General features: G+C 32.0%; 22 protein-coding genes. 16 read left to right on the top strand and 6 right to left on the bottom strand.

Annotated features, from left to right (window positions below):
- Positions 1-13: 13 nt before the first annotated feature.
- A complete protein-coding gene (locus PBN93_RS02830; protein ID WP_077403770.1) occupies positions 14-568 on the bottom strand; it encodes a PASTA domain-containing protein in 555 nt (184 codons plus the stop codon).
- A 102-nt stretch (positions 569-670) separates the two neighbouring features.
- Between PBN93_RS02830 and PBN93_RS02835 the strand changes: the two genes are divergently transcribed.
- The 3 genes from PBN93_RS02835 (at position 671) to PBN93_RS02845 (ending at position 3957) form a co-directional block, all read left to right on the top strand.
- Positions 671-1645, top strand: a complete 975-nt coding sequence (locus PBN93_RS02835; RefSeq protein WP_077403744.1) for a D-alanine--D-alanine ligase — start codon at positions 671-673, stop codon at positions 1643-1645.
- A 73-nt stretch (positions 1646-1718) separates the two neighbouring features.
- On the top strand, positions 1719-2174 hold the full coding sequence (gene coaD / locus PBN93_RS02840; protein ID WP_077403741.1) for a pantetheine-phosphate adenylyltransferase: 456 nt from the start codon (positions 1719-1721) through the stop codon (positions 2172-2174).
- Between the two features lie 37 nt (positions 2175-2211).
- Positions 2212-3957, top strand: coding sequence for a M14 family metallopeptidase (locus PBN93_RS02845; RefSeq protein ID WP_077403738.1), 1746 nt, complete (start codon positions 2212-2214; stop codon positions 3955-3957).
- Position 3958: 1 nt separating this feature from the next.
- Here PBN93_RS02845 and PBN93_RS02850 read toward each other — a convergent pair whose 3' ends face one another.
- Positions 3959-4546, bottom strand: coding sequence for an NUDIX hydrolase (locus PBN93_RS02850; RefSeq protein WP_077403767.1), 588 nt, complete (start codon positions 4544-4546; stop codon positions 3959-3961).
- 7 nt (positions 4547-4553) lie between these two features.
- Between PBN93_RS02850 and pyrE the strand changes: the two genes are divergently transcribed.
- Positions 4554-5195, top strand: coding sequence for an orotate phosphoribosyltransferase (pyrE, locus tag PBN93_RS02855; RefSeq protein WP_271081388.1), 642 nt, complete (start codon positions 4554-4556; stop codon positions 5193-5195).
- Positions 5196-5199: 4 nt separating this feature from the next.
- A complete protein-coding gene (locus PBN93_RS02860) occupies positions 5200-5592 on the top strand; it encodes an orotate phosphoribosyltransferase (RefSeq protein WP_077403732.1) in 393 nt (130 codons plus the stop codon).
- Here PBN93_RS02860 and PBN93_RS02865 read toward each other — a convergent pair.
- A complete protein-coding gene (locus PBN93_RS02865) occupies positions 5589-6320 on the bottom strand; it encodes a biotin--[acetyl-CoA-carboxylase] ligase (RefSeq protein ID WP_271081389.1) in 732 nt (243 codons plus the stop codon). The two genes, PBN93_RS02860 and PBN93_RS02865, sit on opposite strands and share 4 nt — an antisense overlap.
- A 93-nt stretch (positions 6321-6413) precedes the next feature.
- Between PBN93_RS02865 and rsfS the strand changes: the two genes are divergently transcribed.
- The 6 genes from rsfS to PBN93_RS02895 are packed head-to-tail and all read left to right on the top strand — an operon-like array spanning position 6414 to position 11146.
- Positions 6414-6791: a ribosome silencing factor gene (gene rsfS / locus PBN93_RS02870; RefSeq protein ID WP_077403726.1), complete on the top strand. Its 378-nt coding sequence runs from the start codon at positions 6414-6416 to the stop codon at positions 6789-6791.
- 9 nt (positions 6792-6800) lie between these two features.
- Positions 6801-8783 (top strand): ATP-dependent zinc metalloprotease FtsH, encoded by a 1983-nt coding sequence (gene ftsH, locus PBN93_RS02875; RefSeq protein ID WP_077403723.1) that lies wholly within the window; start codon positions 6801-6803, stop codon positions 8781-8783.
- Positions 8784-8814: 31 nt separating this feature from the next.
- Entirely contained in the window at positions 8815-9426 is a 612-nt protein-coding gene (locus PBN93_RS02880; protein ID WP_271081390.1) for an LUD domain-containing protein, read from the top strand.
- Positions 9427-9428: 2 nt separating this feature from the next.
- On the top strand, positions 9429-10232 hold the full coding sequence (locus PBN93_RS02885; protein WP_271081391.1) for a phosphatidate cytidylyltransferase: 804 nt from the start codon (positions 9429-9431) through the stop codon (positions 10230-10232).
- The gene (locus PBN93_RS02890; protein ID WP_077403714.1) at positions 10222-10887 is read left to right on the top strand and encodes a phosphatidylserine decarboxylase family protein; all 666 of its coding nucleotides are present in this window, start codon (positions 10222-10224) and stop codon (positions 10885-10887) included. The genes PBN93_RS02885 and PBN93_RS02890 overlap by 11 nt, the downstream gene beginning before the upstream one ends.
- On the top strand, positions 10880-11146 hold the full coding sequence (locus PBN93_RS02895) for an acyl-CoA-binding protein (protein WP_077403711.1): 267 nt from the start codon (positions 10880-10882) through the stop codon (positions 11144-11146). Before PBN93_RS02890 ends, PBN93_RS02895 begins: the two co-directional genes overlap by 8 nt.
- Here the strand turns inward: PBN93_RS02895 and PBN93_RS02900 are convergent, their stop codons facing one another.
- Together PBN93_RS02900 and PBN93_RS02905 are read right to left on the bottom strand one after the other, a co-directional pair.
- Positions 11147-12415 (bottom strand): sterol desaturase family protein, encoded by a 1269-nt coding sequence (locus tag PBN93_RS02900; RefSeq protein ID WP_271081392.1) that lies wholly within the window; start codon positions 12413-12415, stop codon positions 11147-11149.
- Between the two features lie 116 nt (positions 12416-12531).
- The gene (locus PBN93_RS02905; RefSeq protein WP_271081393.1) at positions 12532-15165 is read right to left on the bottom strand and encodes a valine--tRNA ligase; all 2634 of its coding nucleotides are present in this window, start codon (positions 15163-15165) and stop codon (positions 12532-12534) included.
- Positions 15166-15359: 194 nt separating this feature from the next.
- On the opposite strand from PBN93_RS02905, the gene PBN93_RS02910 reads away from it, so the two are divergent.
- Entirely contained in the window at positions 15360-15758 is a 399-nt protein-coding gene (locus PBN93_RS02910; protein WP_013620163.1) for a DUF1573 domain-containing protein, read from the top strand.
- A gap of 49 nt (positions 15759-15807) precedes the next feature.
- Here PBN93_RS02910 and PBN93_RS02915 read toward each other — a convergent pair whose 3' ends face one another.
- The gene (locus tag PBN93_RS02915) at positions 15808-17136 is read right to left on the bottom strand and encodes an aspartyl protease family protein (protein ID WP_271081394.1); all 1329 of its coding nucleotides are present in this window, start codon (positions 17134-17136) and stop codon (positions 15808-15810) included.
- Between the two features lie 146 nt (positions 17137-17282).
- Between PBN93_RS02915 and PBN93_RS02920 the strand changes: the two genes are divergently transcribed.
- From PBN93_RS02920 to PBN93_RS02935, 4 genes are all read left to right on the top strand, one after another.
- Positions 17283-18473 carry a pyridoxal phosphate-dependent aminotransferase gene (locus tag PBN93_RS02920; protein ID WP_271081395.1) on the top strand — a complete coding sequence of 397 codons (1191 nt, stop codon included), beginning with the start codon at positions 17283-17285 and terminating at the stop codon, positions 18471-18473.
- The gene (gene murB, locus PBN93_RS02925; protein ID WP_271081396.1) at positions 18473-19489 is read left to right on the top strand and encodes a UDP-N-acetylmuramate dehydrogenase; all 1017 of its coding nucleotides are present in this window, start codon (positions 18473-18475) and stop codon (positions 19487-19489) included. The genes PBN93_RS02920 and murB overlap by 1 nt, the downstream gene beginning before the upstream one ends.
- A 206-nt stretch (positions 19490-19695) precedes the next feature.
- Positions 19696-20259 (top strand): RNA polymerase sigma factor, encoded by a 564-nt coding sequence (locus PBN93_RS02930; protein ID WP_077403694.1) that lies wholly within the window; start codon positions 19696-19698, stop codon positions 20257-20259.
- On the top strand, positions 20256-21020 hold the full coding sequence (locus PBN93_RS02935; protein ID WP_077403691.1) for an anti-sigma factor: 765 nt from the start codon (positions 20256-20258) through the stop codon (positions 21018-21020). Before PBN93_RS02930 ends, PBN93_RS02935 begins: the two co-directional genes overlap by 4 nt.
- The last annotated feature ends 15 nt before the right edge of the window (positions 21021-21035 follow it).

The following is a 21035-nucleotide window of genomic DNA, read 5'->3' on the forward strand; positions in this document are numbered from 1 at the left end:
ACTATTATTTTTTTTAGTGGTTACCATTACCACACACCAACTCTACCTTAGAGGTTTTAGGCAATTTTTCTCCGGCTTTAATTACTTTGCCTTTGTACTTAATTTTTAGTACCATATCTTGCCCTATATCATCTACATAAGTTACCTTTAGGACATCTAAACCTACTGCACGCAACATAGATGTTGCATTACGCTTTGTTTTTTGTATTACTTGCGGTACAGATACCTTTTTGTAACCAGATGGATTAACAGTAAAATAAATTTTTCTGTTTTCTTTTACTTTATTGCCCGCTGGCGGATTTTGCTCTATAATAGAAAATCTAGGATAATTAGGGTTATAGTTAGCAGAATCTAAAATCTGAGAACGCAACCCAGCTTTATCTATTTCATGCTTCATTTGTGAAACCGTCATTCTAGAAAAATCTGGCACCTCTACAAACTCTCCGTGGTTGGTAGTAGACTTAAGCCATTGTAAAACAACAAACACCAAAACTACTATTACACCAAGAGCTATACCTAATTGTATTATTAATGTTTTACTCTTTAAGAAGTTGAAAAAATTTCGCATAACTATAATATTATCGCACAAATATATAAAACCCAATGCTTTTTTCTTTAATTTAAAAAAATGATATTTGTTATTTGCATTTATGACCCTTATTAATTTATCATGAAAAAAAATATTGCCATAATTATGGGAGGCTACTCTAATGAGTATAAAATATCCTTAAAAAGCGGAAACGTAGCATACAAACACCTAGACTCCAACAAGTTTAACCTATACAGAATTCATATTTTAAAAGATAAATGGGTTTATGTAAATAGCAATAATGAAGAAACCGTAATTAATAAGAGTGATTTTAGCATTACTGTAAACGAAGAAAAAATTACTTTTGATTGTGTTTTTAACGCTATTCATGGCACACCCGGGGAAGATGGGTATTTACAAGCATATTTTAACTTAATAGGAATACCACAAACTGCCTGTGGATTTTACCAAGCTGCATTAACTTTTAATAAAAGAGATTTACTAAGCACATTAAAGCCTTACGGAATTAAATCTGCAACCTCTTATTATTTAAATAAAGGAGACGCTATAAATGAAGACGAAATTATAAATGCTGTAGGCTTACCTTGCTTTGTTAAAGCCAATAAAGCTGGTAGTAGCTTTGGCATATCTAAAGTACATAAAAAACAAGATTTAGCAAAAGCTATAGATAATGCATACCTAGCTGATGACGAAATTATTATTGAGGCTTTTTTAGACGGTACAGAAGTCTCTGTAGGGGTTATAACTTACAATGGAAAACCTATGGTTTTACCCATAACCGAAATTACCACAGAAAATGACTTTTTTGATTATGAGGCAAAGTACGAAGGTAAATCTCAAGAAATTACTCCTGCTCGTATTACTAAAGAACAAGAAGAAAAGGTTAGCAGTATAGCACTACGCGTGTACAAAATTTTAAAAATGAAAGGCTACTCTAGAAGCGAGTTTATCTTTGTAGGTAACGAGCCATATATGTTAGAAATGAACACAACACCCGGACTTACAGAAGAAAGTATTTTACCACAACAAGCTGCAGTAGCTGGTATATCTTTACCTCAGTTGTTTGAAAGTGCTATAACTGAGGCTTTAAGATAAATTAAGTAACTTTAACGCTTGTAAAATTTGTTATACAAACTAACATTTTTACAAGAATTAAAACCAAAACTATATGAAACGTGCCATTTTCCCTGGGTCTTTTGACCCTTTAACTTTAGGCCACACAGATATTATTAACAGAGGTATTACTCTTTTTGATGAAGTAATTATTGCTATTGGTATTAATGCCGACAAAAAATATATGTTTACGTTAGAACAACGTATGCAATTTATTAGTGAAGCTTTTAAAGAAGAACCAAAAATAAAAGTAATGACTTACGAAGGTCTTACGGTTGAATTTTGCAAAAAAGTAGATGCCCATTTTATTTTACGTGGCCTACGTAACCCTGCAGATTTTGAGTTTGAAAAAGCAATAGCGCATACAAACAGAAAATTATCTGAAATTGAAACTGTATTTTTACTAACATCATCTGGAAAATCATATATAAGCTCTTCTATAGTTAGAGATGTAATTAGAAACAATGGAGATTACACGAGCCTAGTACCAGACACGGTTAGAGTTATATGAGCCACACAACCTTTTTAATCCCCAAAATATTTAGAGAATGAAAAAAATTATAGGTCTTTTTAGCTTACTGTGCGTAATTGCTTGTAGCGAAAAACCCGAAGACAAGGAAAAAGATTTTCAGACTTTTTTTGAAACTACCAACGGGTTAGAGACACCTACATATACACAGGTAATTGACTTTTATATTAAACTTGCTAAAGAGTTTCCGCAAATAAACGTACTTACTATTGGCGAAACAGATAGTGGTTTGCCTTTACACTTAGTAACCTACAATCCGGACGGAGAGTTTAACTTTAATAAATTAGAAGACAAAACCGTAATTTTAATAAATAACGGCATTCACCCAGGCGAAAGTGATGGTATAGATGCCACTATGCTTTTATTTAGAGATTTAGTAGTAAACAAAATTGGAGCTCCAAGAAATACTGTACTCACTACCATTCCTATTTACAACATTGGCGGTGCATTAAACCGTAATTCTACCTCTAGAACCAACCAAAACGGACCTAAAGAATATGGGTTTAGAGGTAATGCTCAAAATTATGACCTTAACAGAGATTTTATAAAAAACGACACCAAGAATGCAAAAACTTTTGCCGAGATTTTTCATTTAACAAAACCCGATATTTTTATAGACAACCACGTTAGTAATGGTGCAGATTACCAATACACATTAACGCACTTATTTACGCAACATAATAAATTAGGTGGTGATTTAGGCAATTATCTTCATACAGAAATGATGCCTACTTTGGAAAACTCTTTAGAAAACATTAATTGGCCTATAACACCTTATGTCAATGTATTTAACAGTGTTCCTGAGCAAGGTTTTTCTCAGTTTATGGATTACCCAAGATACTCTACAGGCTATACCACACTTTGGAACACCTTGGGACTAATGGTAGAAACACATATGCTTAAACCATATAAAAAACGAGTTATGGGCACCTATTACCTTATGCAAAAGATGATAGACATATCTGAAAAAGATGGCAAAAAAATAAAAGAATTAAGAGCAAATGCATTTGCTGCTGATCAAGAAAAAATCACCTATCCTGTTAAATTTACAATAGATACTACTAAGGCATCTACATTAAAATTTAAAGGATATGAGGCAGAATATATAGAAAGTGAAGTTACAGGTTTAACCAGATTAAAATATGACAGATCTAAACCATTTACAAAAGAGGTTAATTATAATAACTATATGGCTCCTACAAGTTTTGTGACTATTCCAGAGGCATATATTATTCCAAAAGCATGGAAAAAAGTAATACCTCATCTTGAGGCTAATAAAATAAGTTACACTCAATTTGAAAAGGATACACTAATAACGGTAGAATCTTACAAGATAAAAGATTATGATACTCGCAAATCTGCCTATGAGGGACACTATCCACATAGCAATACAACTGTTACTACCAGTACACAAAGCGTGCAGTTTTTTAAAGGAGATTACTATATTCCAACAAGCCAAAGAGGTTTACGCTACCTTTTAGAAACTTTAGAACCAGAAGCAGTTGACTCATTTTTTAACTGGAATTTTTTTGATACTATTTTACAGCAAAAAGAAGGTTTTTCTCCTTATGTTTTTGAAGACGTGGCTGCAAAATTATTAAAAAACAACCCTAAATTAAAAGCTGAGTTTGACACCGTAAAGGCTACAGATGAAAACTTTAGCAAAAGTTGGTATGCACAATTAGATTGGTTACATAAAAAATCTGCTCATTATGAAAAAGCCCACTTACAATATCCAATATATAAATTGATGAAGAGTAATTAAATTACTCTTCAAACAATATTTTAATATTAGCATAAGAATTCTCTAAGGCCTTAGCAATTTTGCTTGGGCCTTTCCATTTTACCTTTTCTATACCTTCCTCTAATTGCCCTGTAAGTTCACCTTTAAAAGATGTTTTCATTGCAAACCAATGCACTTCTTTCAATTTATATTTACCATTACGTTTAAAAATATGGTAGGTAATTTTTAAAAGGTTTTCAATTTTTAAACCCTGTACACCTGTTTCTTCCTCTACCTCTCTAATGGCACATTGCTCTATGGTTTCGCCTTTATCTAACTTTCCTTTAGGTAAATCCCATTTATCATTTCTGTAAATAAACAGCACTTTACCCTCTTTATTAGTAACAACACCACCACCTGCAACCACAATAGGTATTTTTTTAGAGAATTTTTTTAAAATCTCCTCTTTATTTGGGTGGTAAATATAAGCCCTTGGCAACTTATTCTTAGATAAGGCCTTAATTGCCTCATTAATTGCCTCCTCATTTAATAAAAAATATTTATTATCCGCTATGTCTGACAGTTTATTTGTCAAAATCAAGGGCAATTCATTCACAAAAACTTTATACATTTGCGCTATGGTTTTAAATAAAGACACTGCAAAAAAAACAGCCGAACTTTTATTGCAAATTAATGCAATTAAGTTGAAACCAGAAAATCCTTTTACGTGGGCTTCTGGATGGCAATCTCCAATTTATTGTGATAATAGAATAATTCTATCTTATCCTATAATTCGTAACTACATACGAGAAGAAATGGCTAAGCAAGTAGAAGAACTATACGGCAAACCAGATGTTATTGCTGGTGTAGCCACTGGCGCTATTGGCATTGGTATGCTTGTTGCCGAGTATTTAGGACTTCCGTTTGTATATGTTAGGCCTGAACCAAAATCTCACGGAAGACAAAACCAAATTGAAGGTCAATTATCTGCCAACCAAAATGTAGTAGTAATAGAAGATTTAATTAGCACCGGAAAAAGTAGCTTAAATGCTGTTAAAGCATTAAAAGAAGCTGGCGCTAATGTTAAGGGTATGATTGCTATTTTTACTTATGGATTTGATGTTGCCGATAAAAACTTTAAAACAGAAAACATTGAATTACACACACTTAGTGATTACCCCAACCTAATACAACAGGCATCGGACACCAACTACATTAAAGAACAACAATTAAACACACTACTGCAATGGAAAAGTAATCCTGCAGTTTGGAAACCATAACAATATGCATATAGAAGCACCTAAAAAAACAGTATTAAAAAGCGACAAAGAAGTTTTTGATTTTTTAATTGATATTAAAAACTTTGAAAAATTAATGCCAGAAAACATTAGTAAGTTTGAGGTATTAAGTGAAGATAAATTTCTTTTTGCCTTAAAAGGAATGCCAGAAATTGTTTTAAAACTAAAAGAGCAACATCCTAACAATAAAATAATATTAGGAGCAGCTAGTGATAAGCTTCCGTTTACTTTAACTGCAGATATTAATAGCATTGCAGCAACAGAAACAGAAGTTACTCTTAGTTTTGAAGGCGAATTTAACGCTATGATGGCTATGATGATTAAAGGCCCCATCACTAAGTTTATAGATACTTTATCAAACAACTTAATTGTTATTTAATACAGTAATTGTATTTCTTTTAAGTTATATTCCTTAAAAATATTATCCTCTAGCAGAACAATTAATTTTCCGCTAGAGGATACTCCTTTTATAAACCCCATAAACATCTTCCCTTCTTTATCTTTAAAGGTTGATGGCTTATGTATTCTAAACATAATTTCTTGATATAAAGCTCTTAAAACATCCGGACTATTTAAATAATTTGACGTAAGATACTTTTTTAACTTTACTATAATTAACTGCAAAACTTCATCTAAATTAAAAGTTTCTCCTTTTAACAATTTTAAAGAAGATACATTGGGCAAATTATTAAATGATAACTGGTTTACATTTAAGCCTATACCAATAATAGAAGACTGTATTTTACTGCCAGTCAGTATATTTTCAATTAAAATTCCACATATTTTAGAATTAGCTGACAGAATGTCGTTTGGCCACTTTACAGTTAAATTTGGTATATTAAGCTCTTTTAAAGCCTCATACATAGCCAAAGACACACACATATTTAACAAAAACTGATCTGCAACCTCCAAAGCTTCGCCTTTTTTTAACACGCTAAAAGTCAGGTTTTTACCAGGTTCTGCCAGCCATTTTGTGCCCATTTGGCCACGCCCCTGCTCTTGATTTTTAGTTGTAACTACCGTAAAATCATCCACTTTTGTAGACATAATTAACTCTTTTAAATACTGATTTGTAGAGTTGGTGGCATTAAGTTTGATTATCTGCATATGTAGATTATAATAATATTCTGCAATCTTATGTTAAAAACAATAGTTAAAAAAACAAAAAAACAATAACTTTGTATAATCTAAAATTTTTGAATGCAAAAAAAGACAGCTAGTGCAGACGAACTTATAACTTTAATTTTACAAGGAATTGAAGATGTAAAAGGGCACGATATAAATTTACTAGACCTTAGAGAAATAGAAAATACGGTATGCGACTACTTTGTAGTTTGTAACGGTACCTCTAACACGCACGTTAATGCAATAGTAAGCTCAATACAAAAAACCGTTAGTAAAGCTATACAGGATAAACCTTGGCACGTAGAAGGGTCAGACAATTCTGAATGGGTTTTATTAGACTACGTTAATGTTGTGGTACACGTTTTCCAAAAACAAACAAGAGACTTTTATGACATAGAAGGACTTTGGGGAGACGCAAAAGTTACCGCAATAGAAAGTAGTTATAACCAGTAAATAAATAGAATGGCAAAAGACAATAATACAAAACCTAACAAACCTAAATTTAACTCATGGTGGATTTATGGTATTTTAGTAGCATTAATCATAGGATTTCAGTTTTTAAGCAGTGACGGCTTATCTTCTACCAGAAAAAAAACTACATCAGATTTATTGGAGTACATTAAAAATGGCGATGTAAAAAAAGTAATGATTATATCTAATGCAGGCTACGCAAAGGTATATTTAACTGAAGAGGCTTTAGAAAAAGATTCGCACAAACCTGTATCTAAACCTAGTTTTTCTTTAAACCCTACAGAATCTCCTAGCTATGTTGTAAACTACGCTTCTCTAGAAATTTTTGAGAAAGAAGTTAAAGATGCAAAAGCATTAAACAATGTAGATACTATTATAGATAGCGAAAAAGAATCTAACACGTTTGAAAACTTACTATTTACACTATTACCATTTGTACTTATTATAGGTATTTGGATATTTATGATGCGTAGAATGTCTGGCGGTAGTGGCGGTGGTGCTGGCGGCCAAATATTTAATATTGGCAAGTCCAAAGCAAAACTGTTTGACGAAAAAACAGACACACGTACTTCTTTTAAAGATGTTGCTGGTTTAGAAGGTGCTAAAGAAGAAGTTGAAGAAATTGTTGAGTTCTTAAAAAACCCTGAAAAATATACCTCTCTAGGTGGTAAAATACCAAAAGGAGCTTTATTAGTAGGCCCTCCTGGTACTGGTAAAACATTATTAGCTAAAGCTGTTGCTGGCGAAGCTAAAGTACCTTTCTTTTCACTATCTGGTTCAGATTTTGTAGAGATGTTTGTAGGTGTAGGTGCATCTAGAGTACGTGATTTATTTAAGCAAGCCAAAGACAAATCTCCTGCAATTATTTTTATTGATGAGATTGATGCTATTGGTAGAGCACGTGGTAAAAACAACGTTACAGGTTCTAATGATGAAAGAGAAAACACATTAAACCAATTACTAACAGAAATGGATGGTTTTGGCACCAATACAAATGTTATTGTATTAGCTGCAACAAACCGTGCAGATGTTTTAGATAAAGCATTAATGAGAGCTGGCCGTTTTGACAGACAAATTTATGTAGACTTACCAGACATTAGAGAACGTAAAGAAATTTTTGAAGTACACGTTAAGCCTATTAAAACAGCTGAAACTTTAGATTTAGATTTCTTAGCTAAGCAAACGCCAGGTTTTTCTGGAGCAGATATAGCAAACGTTTGTAATGAAGCTGCATTAATTGCTGCACGTAAAGAGAAAAAAGCCGTAAACAAGCAAGACTTTTTAGACGCAGTAGACCGTATAGTTGGTGGTTTAGAAAAGAAAAACAAAATAATTACTCCTGGAGAAAAGAAAACTATTGCTTACCATGAAGCAGGGCACGCAACAGTTAGTTGGATGCTAGAACATGCTGCGCCATTAGTTAAAGTTACCATTGTACCAAGAGGACAATCTTTAGGAGCTGCTTGGTATTTACCAGAAGAACGTTTAATTGTTCGTTCTGAACAAATGCTAGATGAAATGTGTGCAACTCTTGGCGGACGTGCTGCTGAAAAAGTAATTTTTGATAAGATTTCTACAGGTGCTTTAAGTGATTTAGAAAAAGTTACTAAACAAGCAAGAGGTATGGTTACTGTTTATGGCTTAAATGACAAAATTGGAAACCTAACTTATTATGACTCTTCTGGTCAAGACTCTTACGGATTTTCTAAACCTTACAGTGAAGAAACTGCTCGTATTATAGATGAAGAAATTTCTAAATTAATAGAAGAGCAATACCTAAGAGCCATAGATCTTTTAGATAAAAACAAAGACAAGCTTACAGAACTAGCAGAGCGTTTGTTAGAAAAAGAAGTTATCTTTAAAGATGATTTAGAAAAGATTTTTGGAAAAAGACCTTTTGCTAAAGATGTTAAAGAAAATGCTGAAGAAGAAGCAAAAAAAGACGCTACTACTAATTCTTCTGAAGAAGAATAGTACGTACACACCATAAATTTTAAGAATTTTAATGAGCATATTTGGTAAACTTTTTGGCATTAGTAAAAAAAAGAGTTCTGATGCACCCGCAGAAAACCGCGGAGTGCATATGCCAGAACTAGATTTGCCTATAGACGAAAAGTTTACCATTTACTTCAAAAAAAATGGTGGCAAATTTATTTATTGTGATTCAGATGACGAGGTTTCATCTGCTTTACAAAATATTGTAGAAGAAAATGATTGGCGAGATAATTCGTTCTTTTCATTAGATGATAGGCTAGAAAAAAAGTTTGCTAACGAACATATTTCATTTTCAAAATCTGCTAAAAAAAGCACTGTATTTTTTACAACTTGCGAGCATTTAATTGCTCAAAACGGTTCCATTTTAATTTCTTCTAACCAATTAAAAGAAAGAAAAATGAATGAACTTCCAGAAAACTTTATTGTTTACGCTACCACAAGCCAGCTTACCGCTAGCTTAGGAGATGGTTTAAAAAGCATAAAAAAGAAATACCAAGGTAGCATACCTGCCAATATAACCACTATAAAACATTTTCAGTCTAATATAAAAGAAGAAGATGATTTTTTGTCTTACGGAAGTACAGCTAAAAACTTATATCTTATCTTAATGGAAGATTTATAAGTATGAAAGAAATTTACAAAAGAGCAATAACAGGTATTATATATGTAGTACTTTTATTATCAGCTGTATTCTTAAATTCAGATGCATTCGATTTTTTATTTATGGCTTTTGGTTTGGCTTGTTTATTTGAGTATAAACGCATAGTTAAACTAAAAGGATACTACGTTTTTGTAGCATACCTAGCTCTTTGGTGGGCATACATTTATTTAATACAAAAAGAATGGATAATTAATATATTACTTGTAGCAACTTTAGTTACAGACATTCTATTGCTGTACTTTTTGCTTTCTAAAAAAGAGAAAGTGTTTACTCCTATTGAAAAATTTCTTTGTGGCTTATTATTTTTAGGTGGTGGCTGTATTTTTTTAACAATGATACCTTATAGAGGTGGTGGTTTTGAAAAAATATTGATTATGGGTATTTTTATATTAATCTGGGTAAATGACAGTTTTGCGTATTTAGTTGGCCGTAAACTAGGACGCACCAAGCTTTTCCCTTCTGTATCTCCAAAAAAAACTATTGAAGGCGCAATAGGCGGATTAGTATTTGCTTTAATTGCTGCATATATTATTTCTATCTTTGAAAATAATTTAAGTATTATACAATGGCTTATATTAGCAACCGTAATTGTTGTAACAGGCAATTTAGGAGATTTAATAGAGTCTAAATTTAAAAGAAAAGCTAAAGTAAAAGATAGCGGAGCAATATTACCAGGACACGGAGGAATTTGGGATCGCTTAGACAGTTTAGTCTTTGCTGCACCATTTGCATTTTTAACATTAATTATATTTTCACATGTTTCATAAGGAGGGGCTTAAAATTATTATCATCACCTTTATTTTAGTAGTTGCAGCAATAGTATCTGCAGAGTATTTTGTTACATTAAACTGGTTAAAAATAGGGTTACAAGTTACAGCTCTATTTTTTTTAATTTTGATATTACAATTCTTTAGAAATCCTAAAAGAAAAGTAAAAAGAACCTTTGATGACATTTTAGCTCCCGTAGATGGAAAAGTAGTTGTTATTGAAGACGTAGAAGAACCAGAATATTTTAAAGGTAAGCGTAAGCAAATATCTATATTTATGTCTCCTGTTAACGTACATGTTACAAGGTACGCTGCATCTGGTTCTATTAAGTACTCTAAATACCACCCTGGAAAATATTTAGTTGCATGGCACCCAAAAGCAAGCACCGAAAATGAACGTACTACTGTTGTAATAAACACGCCAAAGTTTGGAGATATTTTATACAGACAAATTGCTGGTGCATTAGCTAAAAGAATTGTTAACTACGCTAAAGTTGGTGATAGCGTACACCAAGGAGAAGATGCTGGATTTATAAAATTTGGATCTAGAGTAGATGTTTACTTACCTTTAGATACTGTTGTTACCGTAAAATTAAACCAAAAGGTGGTTGGAGCAAAAACATGCATTGCTACGTTACCGAGCCAAGATGACTAATGACAAACTACATAAAGAGTTTTTAGAGTCTGTAGAGCACGTTAATAACTATACAGAACCTCTGCCTGCAGATTTATTATTAAAACTGTATGCATACTACCGTATAGCACATAAAAACTTTGATAACCCTGGTAGTAGAACACCTTTAATAAATGCTTTTAAAGCCAATGCATTAATACAAGCCAAAAATTTATCACCAAAACAAGCTATGAAAAACTACATTAGTTTAGTACATAAAGAAATTATACTTAAAAAGTAGCTAGGCAACAATTTTAGAGTTAAAAAACTCTTTTTCTAATAACGAAAAATAAACTGTAGCAGTTATTGTTATTAAAAAATAACTTAAAATTACGCTTGTAGCACCTGTAAAATAGGTTTGCATACCAAACCAACCGTTTTGTATTATTAAATAAGCTATACCCAATATACTTCGTACAACTTCTATGGTTAACGCATATTTTTTTCTATCCATTAGAGTGGTGTAACCATAAATACCAATAAAAATAAATACGCCGTATAAAAGAGCCGCCCCAAACCCTATGTTTTCAAAATTGTAAAACAAAAAAAGCATAAGTCCTAATGTAGCAAACATCTGAAAAAGAATATATCCTTTAAATAATTTAGAAGCTTCTGTAGTATAACGCTTAAAAGCATACACATCTTCAATAATTGCTATTGGATATTTTTCTTTCACATCTGCAGGCCTCCACCCTGTTGGCATAAACCAAATTCTAATTTTATCCCATATGCTTTTAGTATACCAAGCATCCTGTACTAATCTCCAAAAGTGTTGAAAGTTTATATGAACAGGATTCCAAGTAGCTGCAGGTTTTAAAACCCCGTATTGCGGTGGAACATCATCTAACTCTTCTTGAAAAGTACCAAACAAACGATCCCAGAAACTAAAAATCTGACCTAAATTTTTATCTATATATTCCGGATTAATTGCATGATGTACTCTATGCTGAGATGGCGTAACAATTACATACTCTAACCAACCCAACTTACCTATATGCCTTGTATGATACCAAAATTGAGCAAACAAATGCAAGGGTGCTAAAACAGCAATTACTTGTTCTGGAACTCCCAAAAGAGCTGCAGGAAGCAACAATAAAGGTACATAACCAATTAAATTAGAAATTGATTGACGTAATGCACAAGATAAATTAAATTCTTCACTACTGTGATGAATTACATGTTGGTTCCAAAAAATATTAATTTTATGACTCAGTCTATGGTTCCAATAGCCTGCAAAGTCTATAAATAAAAAGCCAATGAGCCAAACACCCCAAGAGTTACCAATATTAAATAATGCTAAGTGTTTAACTAAAAAAGGATAAGACACAATTAATAGTCCTATTCCTAGAGAATCTTTTATAATATTTGTAAACCCAGAACTTATACTAGAAACAGTATCTAATACTGTATACATTTGTTTTTTTACGAAATATCCGTAAGCTATTTCTAGAGCCATTAAAAGCATAAAAAAAGGAATAGCGTACAAAAGAGCAGTAGTATAGCTAATCATAAATGTCTGGTTTACTCAAATATAGTAAAAAAAAGCAAACTCATTACAACATAATTTTTTACAAAAAAAGCTACTCTAACAAGAGTAGCTTTTTCATATTTATCAACATAAAAAAACTATTGTAAGCCTTTTAAACTCTTTTCTAACGTTTCTATTTTTGCTTCTGCGTCTGCTTGTTTTTTACGCTCTATTTCAATAACCTTTTCTGGCGCATTGCTTACAAAACGCTCATTACTTAGTTTCTTTTGTACAGAAATTAAAAAGCCTTTAGTGTATTTAAGCTCTTCTTCAATCTTTTTTATTTCTGCTTCAATATCTATTGCACCAACCATTGGTATAAAATACTCATTAGACTTTACTCTAAAAGATAGTGCCCCATCTACAGCTATATCTGTATAAGAAATTGAAGATACATTGGTAAGTTTAGCAATTACCACATCCAACTCTTTAGATACATTTTCTGCATTTAATACAGACAATTCTAAGGCTTCTTTCATCGGTATGTTTTTCTCTTTTCTTATGGTTCTTACCCCAGACACTACTTCGGCAGCAAAATCAAAATTTAAAATTACAGCTTCATCAACCTTTTGCTGTTTTGGCCATTGTGCCACAACTAATGCCTGTTCTGGTGTACGATCCTCTATATGTTGCCAAACTTCTTCCGTTAAGAAAGGCATAAACGGATGCAATAATTTTAAGTTTTGCTCAAAAACTGAAATTAAAGCATTGTACGTAGTTTTATCTATTGGCTTTTGGTAGGCAGGTTTTACAATTTCTAATAACCAAGAACTATAATCATCCCAAACTAATTTATAAATGGCCATTAGCGCATCAGAAATACGATATTTACTAAAGTGATCTTCAATATCTAAAAGCGTTTTATTAAACTTAGCATTATACCACTCTAATCCTATTTTAGAAGCTTCAGGTTGTGCTATATCTGCCACTTCCCAACCTTTTATTAGCCTAAATCCATTCCAAATTTTATTTGCAAAGTTTTTACCTTGTTGACAAAGAGCTTCATCAAACATTAAATCATTACCTGCAGCAGAACTTAATAAAAGCCCAACTCTTACTCCATCTGCGCCATATTCTTCAATTAACTTTAAAGCATCAGGAGAATTCCCTAATGATTTAGACATTTTACGTCTTTGTTTATCCCTAACCAAACCAGTCAGATAAACGTTTTCAAAAGGTTTTTGATCTTTATACTCATACCCAGCAACTATCATACGAGCTACCCAAAAGAATAAAATATCTGGGCCAGTAACTAAATCGTTTGTTGGGTAGTAGTATTTAATTTCTTCGTTTTCTGGTTCTAAAATACCATTAAAAACGCTCATTGGCCACAACCAAGAAGAAAACCAAGTATCCAATGCATCCTCATCTTGGCGAAGATCATCTGCTTTTAATGTAGCATTACCAGATTTTTGTTGAGCTAATTTCAGCGCTTCTTCTTTATTTTCTGCTACAACAAAATCATCTGCGCCATCTCCAAAATAATACGCAGGTATTTGTTGCCCCCACCACAATTGACGAGAAATATTCCAGTCGCGAATATTTTCCATCCAGTGACGATAAGTGTTTTCAAACTTTTTAGGAAATAATTTAACCTCAGCATTACCACCAAGTACAGCCTCTATAGCTGGCTTAGCCAATTCTTCCATTTTTAAAAACCACTGATCTGACAATCTTGGTTCTATAACAGCTTTTGTACGTTCTGATGTACCAACTTTATTTAAATGTTGTTCTGTTTTTATTAAAAAACCTTTTTCTTCTAACTCTTTAACAATCTCTTTACGTACAACAAACCTGTCTTTACCCTCATAATGCAAGCCAAAACTATTTAAAGTTGCATCTGCATTAAAAATATCTATTACTTCTAAATTATGCTTATCTCCTAAGTTTTTATCATTTACATCATGTGCAGGTGTCACTTTTAAACAACCTGTACCAAACTCAAGATCTACATATTCATCCTCTATAATAGGTATAACTCTATTTACAATAGGCACTATTGCTTTTTTACCTTTTAAATGAGTAAAACGTTCATCATTTGGGTTTATACATATTGCAGTATCTCCAAAAATAGTTTCAGGGCGTGTAGTGGCTATAGTTAACGTATCATCAGATCCTTCAATTTTATAATTGATATAATATAGGTTTCCTTGTTTTTCTATATGAATAACTTCTTCATCAGACAAGGTAGTTTGTGCTTCTGGATCCCAGTTTACCATACGGTAACCACGGTAAATTTTCCCTTTATTATAAAGGTCTACAAAAACTTTTATTACAGATTCAGACATATGGTCATCCATTGTAAAGGAAGTACGATCCCAGTCACAAGAGCAACCTAATTTTTTAAGTTGATCTAAAATAACACCACCATACTCATGTGTCCAATCCCAAGCGTGTTTTAAAAACTCCTCTCTACTTAAATCTGCTTTATTAATTCCTTGTTCTTTTAGCTTAGCAACAACTTTAGCTTCTGTAGCTATAGAAGCGTGGTCTGTACCTGGAACCCAACACGCATTTTTACCTTGCAAACGCGCTCTACGTATTAAAACATCTTGTATTGTATTATTTAACATATGCCCCATATGTAACACACCTGTAACATTTGGCGGTGGTATTACAATGGTATATGGCTCTCTGTCATCTGGAGTAGAATGAAAATATTTATGTTTTAACCAATAGTCATACCACTGGTTTTCAGATTTTTGAGAGTTGTATTTTGATGCAAGTTCCATTCTTTGGTATAGTTTTTGTATTACTCTTAGCGTGAGTATTTAATTTTAACAATAAAGCCTGCAAATTTAAAGAAAAATTAAGGATTTTTACTGTGTTTAAATACGAAACAAAAATAAGTAACGTTATTACATAACAAAAGAATTTTTAAAGGTTAAATAGTAAATAGTATATTTGATCTTAATTTAAACCCAAAATGATGAAAAAGATAGTATTAGTATTATTTGTTGGCCTACTAGCATTTAACCTAAGTGCACAAGACAAAAAGGCTAAAATTGAATTTAAAACTGAAACTGTAGACTACGGAAAAGTTGAACGTGGTGGCAACGGTGTTAGAGTTTTTGAATTTACAAATACTGGAGATGCTCCTTTAATTATTAGCAAGGTAAACTCTAGCTGTGGATGTACTATTCCTAAAAAACCAAAAGAGCCTATTATGCCTGGTAAAACTGGTGTAATTGAAGTAAAATATGACACTAAAAGACCAGCTGGCCCTATTAGAAAAGCAATTACTGTTATATCTAATGCAGAAACGCCAACTAAGGTTTTAAAAATAAAAGGTGAACTTGTAGAAGCTAAATCTGTAGCACAATAATTACAACACACCACAAAAAAATAAAAGCATCCTTTTTAGGGTGCTTTTTTTATTTAAACAAGTTTTTAATACGCAAATTAAAAAGTAATTTTTCTCCCCGACGCTCTACTAAAACCATAACCTTTTTGCCTGGCACATCATCTACCATATGTGTTAATTCTTGTAACTTATATTTATGAGCTTCTTTTTTATTTACCTGCAAAATAACATCTCCTACTTTTAAACCTGCATCTTTTGCCGGACTACCCTCTCTAAGATCAGAGACAACTATTTGCGGTACCAAACTTATAACCACTTCATTATCATAACTAACAGTTACTTTAGACGCAGAACCATTTTTACTTACTCCGCTAAAACCTTTTTGCTGCTTTAGCTTACTTTGTTTAATATAGCGCATCCCTCCGTGTTGTAAAGCCATACCACTAGTTCTAAACCAAAAAGGCTTTTTATAGTTAGAATTTTTTTTGAAAGAAACTTGTTGGTTAGGATAGTCAAAAACCCAATTAAATCGTTTTAAAACTTCTCCTCCAAGACTACCATTACGTTCTCCTTTTTTAGCTAAATACTTTACAGATATGCTATCTGGAAAAGCTGTTTTGGTATTATTTATAGTATAACTTCCTAACTTAAACTGATCTATTTTGGTCCTTTTACCATATATATCTCCACTTAAACCTTTTCCTAAAAAGTCTTCAAAATACTTATGTTGCACAGCAATACCTTTTACTTTATTTTCAAAAAGCCAAACAGCGTCACTACTACCCGTGTCTATTAACAATTTTACAGGTACAGTATTTTGTTTTAATAACGCAGCCGCTTCTAAATAGGCTTTTTTACGCTCTAAACTTAGCGGTAAATATTCTATTTTTTTATTTTTAGATTGCTTGTAAGTATTGGGGTTGTAAACTTTAATAAAGGTATTTGTGTAATTAATCTCTACAATATGATTTTTAAAAAAGTCGTACCCTAAAATACCGTGTATAGGAACACCTAATTTTGGAGAAAAATTTAAATCTTTTTCCAAAACAATATAAACTAACTGATTAGTGTTTTTAAACGAATTTAACTCTAATAAGTTTCCTTTAGATTTTAGAGCTCTTATTGGCTCACCTCCACCAAGACCTTTAATAGTAATTTCTGATACGTTTTTAATATCTACTGAATCTTGATTAGAAAAATTAAAAAGTATAGGTTTACTTACACCAGTGTCTAATATAAAAGTAAATTGAGCACCATTGATCTTTGCTGGTAAAACAATGAGGTTGTTAATTAATTTAAACTTAATTTTTTCATACTTTTTACCTTCTGGTAACTCAAAATTTTGAGCTCCTGATAAAAAAGGAAAAAGCAGACAAAAAATTAAAGCTTTTAGTTTCATTGGTACTGATTTTCAGCATATACCCATATAAAATACAAAAAAAAATGTTAACCTACTTATTTTATGATCTTAAATAGATAAAAATTAAACATTATGGTGTTGTTTTCTATGCTTGTATTTCTCATTTTTGCCTAAAATATTTTTTTATGCCATCAATTTCAACAAAAGGGCTAGCAATGCCAGAATCACCAATTCGTAAATTGGTACCTTATGCAGAAAATGCTAAGAAAAGAGGAATAAATGTTATTCACTTAAATATTGGTCAGCCAGATATTAAAACTCCCCAAGTAGCTTTAGATGCAGTAAAAAATAATACATTAGATGTTATTGCCTATAGCAGAACAGAGGGGTCTGAAACATATAGAGAAAAAATAGCTGCTTATTATAAAAAACAAAATATAAATGTTACAGCACAAGAAATAATTGTGACAACTGGAGGCTCTGAAGCTTTAGCCTTTGTAATGGGTAGCATTGCTGATGCTGATGATGAAATTATAATACCAGAACCTTTTTATGCAAACTATAACGGTTTTGCAACTGCAGCTGGTGTACATGTTGTTCCTGTAGTATCTAAAATAGAAAATAACTTTGCTTTACCTCCTATAGAAGAATTTGAAAAATTAATAACTTCTAAAACTAAAGCAATTTTAATTTGTAACCCTGGCAATCCTACCGGTTATTTATACAGTAAAGAAGAAATAAAAAAACTAGCTGCAATCGTAAAAAAACACAATTTGTTTTTAATTGCAGATGAAGTTTACAGAGAGTTTACATACGACGGTAAAGAGCACTACTCTATTTTACAGGAAGAAGGTTTAGAAGAAAATGCCATTATAGTAGATTCTGTTTCTAAAAGATATAGTATGTGTGGAGCTCGCATTGGGTGCCTTGTTTCTAAAAACAAAGAACTTGTAAAAACAGCACTTAAATTTGCCCAGGCAAGGCTATCTCCGCCAACATATGCACAAATTGCTAGTGAAGCGGCTTTAGACACACCTAATAGCTATTTTACAGATGTTATTGAAGAATATGTAGAACGCAGAAACATACTAATAACAGAGCTAGAGCAAGTAAATGGTGTACGCGTAGCTAAACCACAAGGAGCATTTTATTGTATAGCAGAATTACCTATTAAAGACGCAGATAAATTTGCACAATGGCTACTAGAAGATTTTAATATAGATAACGAAACTGTAATGGTTGCTCCTGCAGCTGGCTTTTACGCAACAAAAGGCTTAGGTAAAAATCAAATTAGAATAGCATACGTTTTAGATAAAGAAAGCCTAAAAAGAGCTGTACATATTATTAAAGAAGCCTTAGCTGTATACCAAGATTAATGACTATTAAAGAAAACATATCATTAAAGGAATACAACACTTTTGGTATAGACGCTAAAGCATCATACTTCTGCAAAGTAACAACTGTAGAAGAACTAAAAAAAGCTGTAGCATTACCAAATTACCCTAACAAATTTATTATTAGTGGTGGTAGCAATATGCTTATCACCACTAATATTAATGCTTTGGTAATACACATTGCAATAAAAGGTATAAGTATCTTAAAAGAAGACAACAATAATGTTTGGTTAACTGTTATGGCCGGTGAAAATTGGCATAATCTTGTACTTTGGTCTCTAGACCATAATTATGGCGGACTAGAAAATATGTCTCTCATACCAGGTAACACAGGTACTGCTCCTATACAAAACATTGGCGCATATGGCGTAGAACTAAAAGACTCCTTTGTAAGCTGTAATGCATTACACATAAAAACTGGAGATATACATAGCTTTACTAAAGAAGAATGTAAATTTGGCTACCGAGATTCTTTCTTTAAAAATGAAGGAAAGGGAGAATACATTATTACATCTGTAGTTCTAAAACTAACCAAAAAAGACCATAATTTAAAAATATCTTATGGTGCAATAGAAACTGAGCTACAAAAAAATAACATTAAAAAACCTACTATAAAAGATGTATCTAATGCAGTTATTGCAATTAGACAAAGTAAGCTACCTAATCCTGCTGAATTAGGTAACAGCGGCAGCTTTTTTAAGAACCCAATAGTAGACAAATTATTTTTTGATAACTTTAGCCAAAATAATCCTGAAGCACCGTTTTATGCCTTGCCAAATAATACGTATAAAATACCAGCTGGCTGGCTTATAGAACAATGCGGATTTAAAGGAAAAAGATATGGCGATGCTGGTGTGCACAAAAACCAAGCTTTAGTTTTAGTAAACTATGGCAATGCCACTGGAAATGAAATTCTTGAACTGTCAAAAAAAATACAAGACACTGTTTTTAAGAAGTTTAACATCCACATAGAAGCAGAAGTTAACATCATAAAATAACCCCTGAAACCAAAAAGGAACAGGGGTTATACCAAACCAAACTAACCAAAAATAAGTGGCAGTAACCAGCTGCCTACTTAAGTTGTAAATATTTTAATTATCGCAATCATTTTTGTAATCTTGCGTTTAACTATATACGTTAGCAAATGTATATTTGGATGCCGCAGTGTAAAAAAAATTTACAGAAATAGCGTAACACAACTAGAATGAGTACACTACTTGAAAAACATATTGTAGAATTACTACAAGATAGAGATGAAAAAGCAATATCTTTATTGTACGACCATTATGGTGATACTTTATTTGGTGTAGCCAACAAAGTTGTTAGAGATGAAGATTTAGCACAAGACGTACTACAAGAAAGTTTTGTGAAAATTTGGAAAAAAGCAGACTCTTATGACTCTTCTAAGGCTAAACTATTTACGTGGTTATTTAGAATTACCCGTAATACAGCTATAGACAAACTTAGAAGTGTAAATACAAAATCAGATAAGGAAATCCAAATAGACGTTTCAGACGTATATAATTTAGGTACAGAGAGCACTAGACCAGAACTAATGGATGTTAAGGATAACTTACATAAGTTAGAACCCAAATATAAAATAGTACTGGAAGCCTTATTTTTTGAAGGGATGACCCAACAAGAGGCTAGTGAAGAATTAGATATTCCTTTAGGAACTATAAAGTCCAGACTAAAAATTGGACTAAGAGAATTAAAGAAAATATACGGTTCTACCGCTTTAACAATTTTTATATCATTTTTGTTATGACAGATAAAATAAAAAAATTCTTAGAATCAGATCTTCTAGAAAAGTATCTTTTAGATGCTACTACTACAGAAGAAACGCTTAGGGTAGAGCGCTACATAGCTATGTACCCAGAGGTAAGCAAAACGTACAATGAGTTGCAAGAAAATTTAGAAATTTTTGCAAAACTTCATGCTATTGATGCACCAGATGGTTTAAAAAATAAAATTTTAGACCGTGTAAAAGCAGAGAAAAAATCACACAGTAAATTTTACAGATACATTGCTATTGCTTGTTCTTTAGCTTTTGTTTTTGCAGCTGCTTCTTTCTTCTTCTGGAACCAAAACAAATCCTTACAAGAAGAAAACACTATTGTTAACAATAAAATGAAGACTATTGAAAACAATATGAAGCAACAATTAGAGGATGTTAGAAACCAATTTATTGTACTTAATAACCCTAAAACAAAAAGGTACAATGTAAAAGGTAATACAAAAGCTAAAGAATTAAAAGCTGTTGCTTACATTAACCCTGTTAAAAAATTATCATACATAAATGTAAAAAATATACCCAATTTACCAGAAGACCAATGTTTACAAATGTGGGCAGAGGTAGATGGCAAAATGATTAACATTGGTGTAATAAAAGACATTACTGATAAAGATAAATTACTAGCATTACCTTACGGAGAAAATGCAATGGGTTATATTACAATAGAACCTAAAGGTGGTAACAAAACACCAACAGTAGAAAATATTGTAGCTAATATATCATACGCAAACTAACGTTAAAGTGTATAC

Origin of the sequence: Cellulophaga omnivescoria, from assembly GCF_027915275.1 — a bacterium.
GTDB lineage: Bacteria > Bacteroidota > Bacteroidia > Flavobacteriales > Flavobacteriaceae > Cellulophaga > Cellulophaga omnivescoria.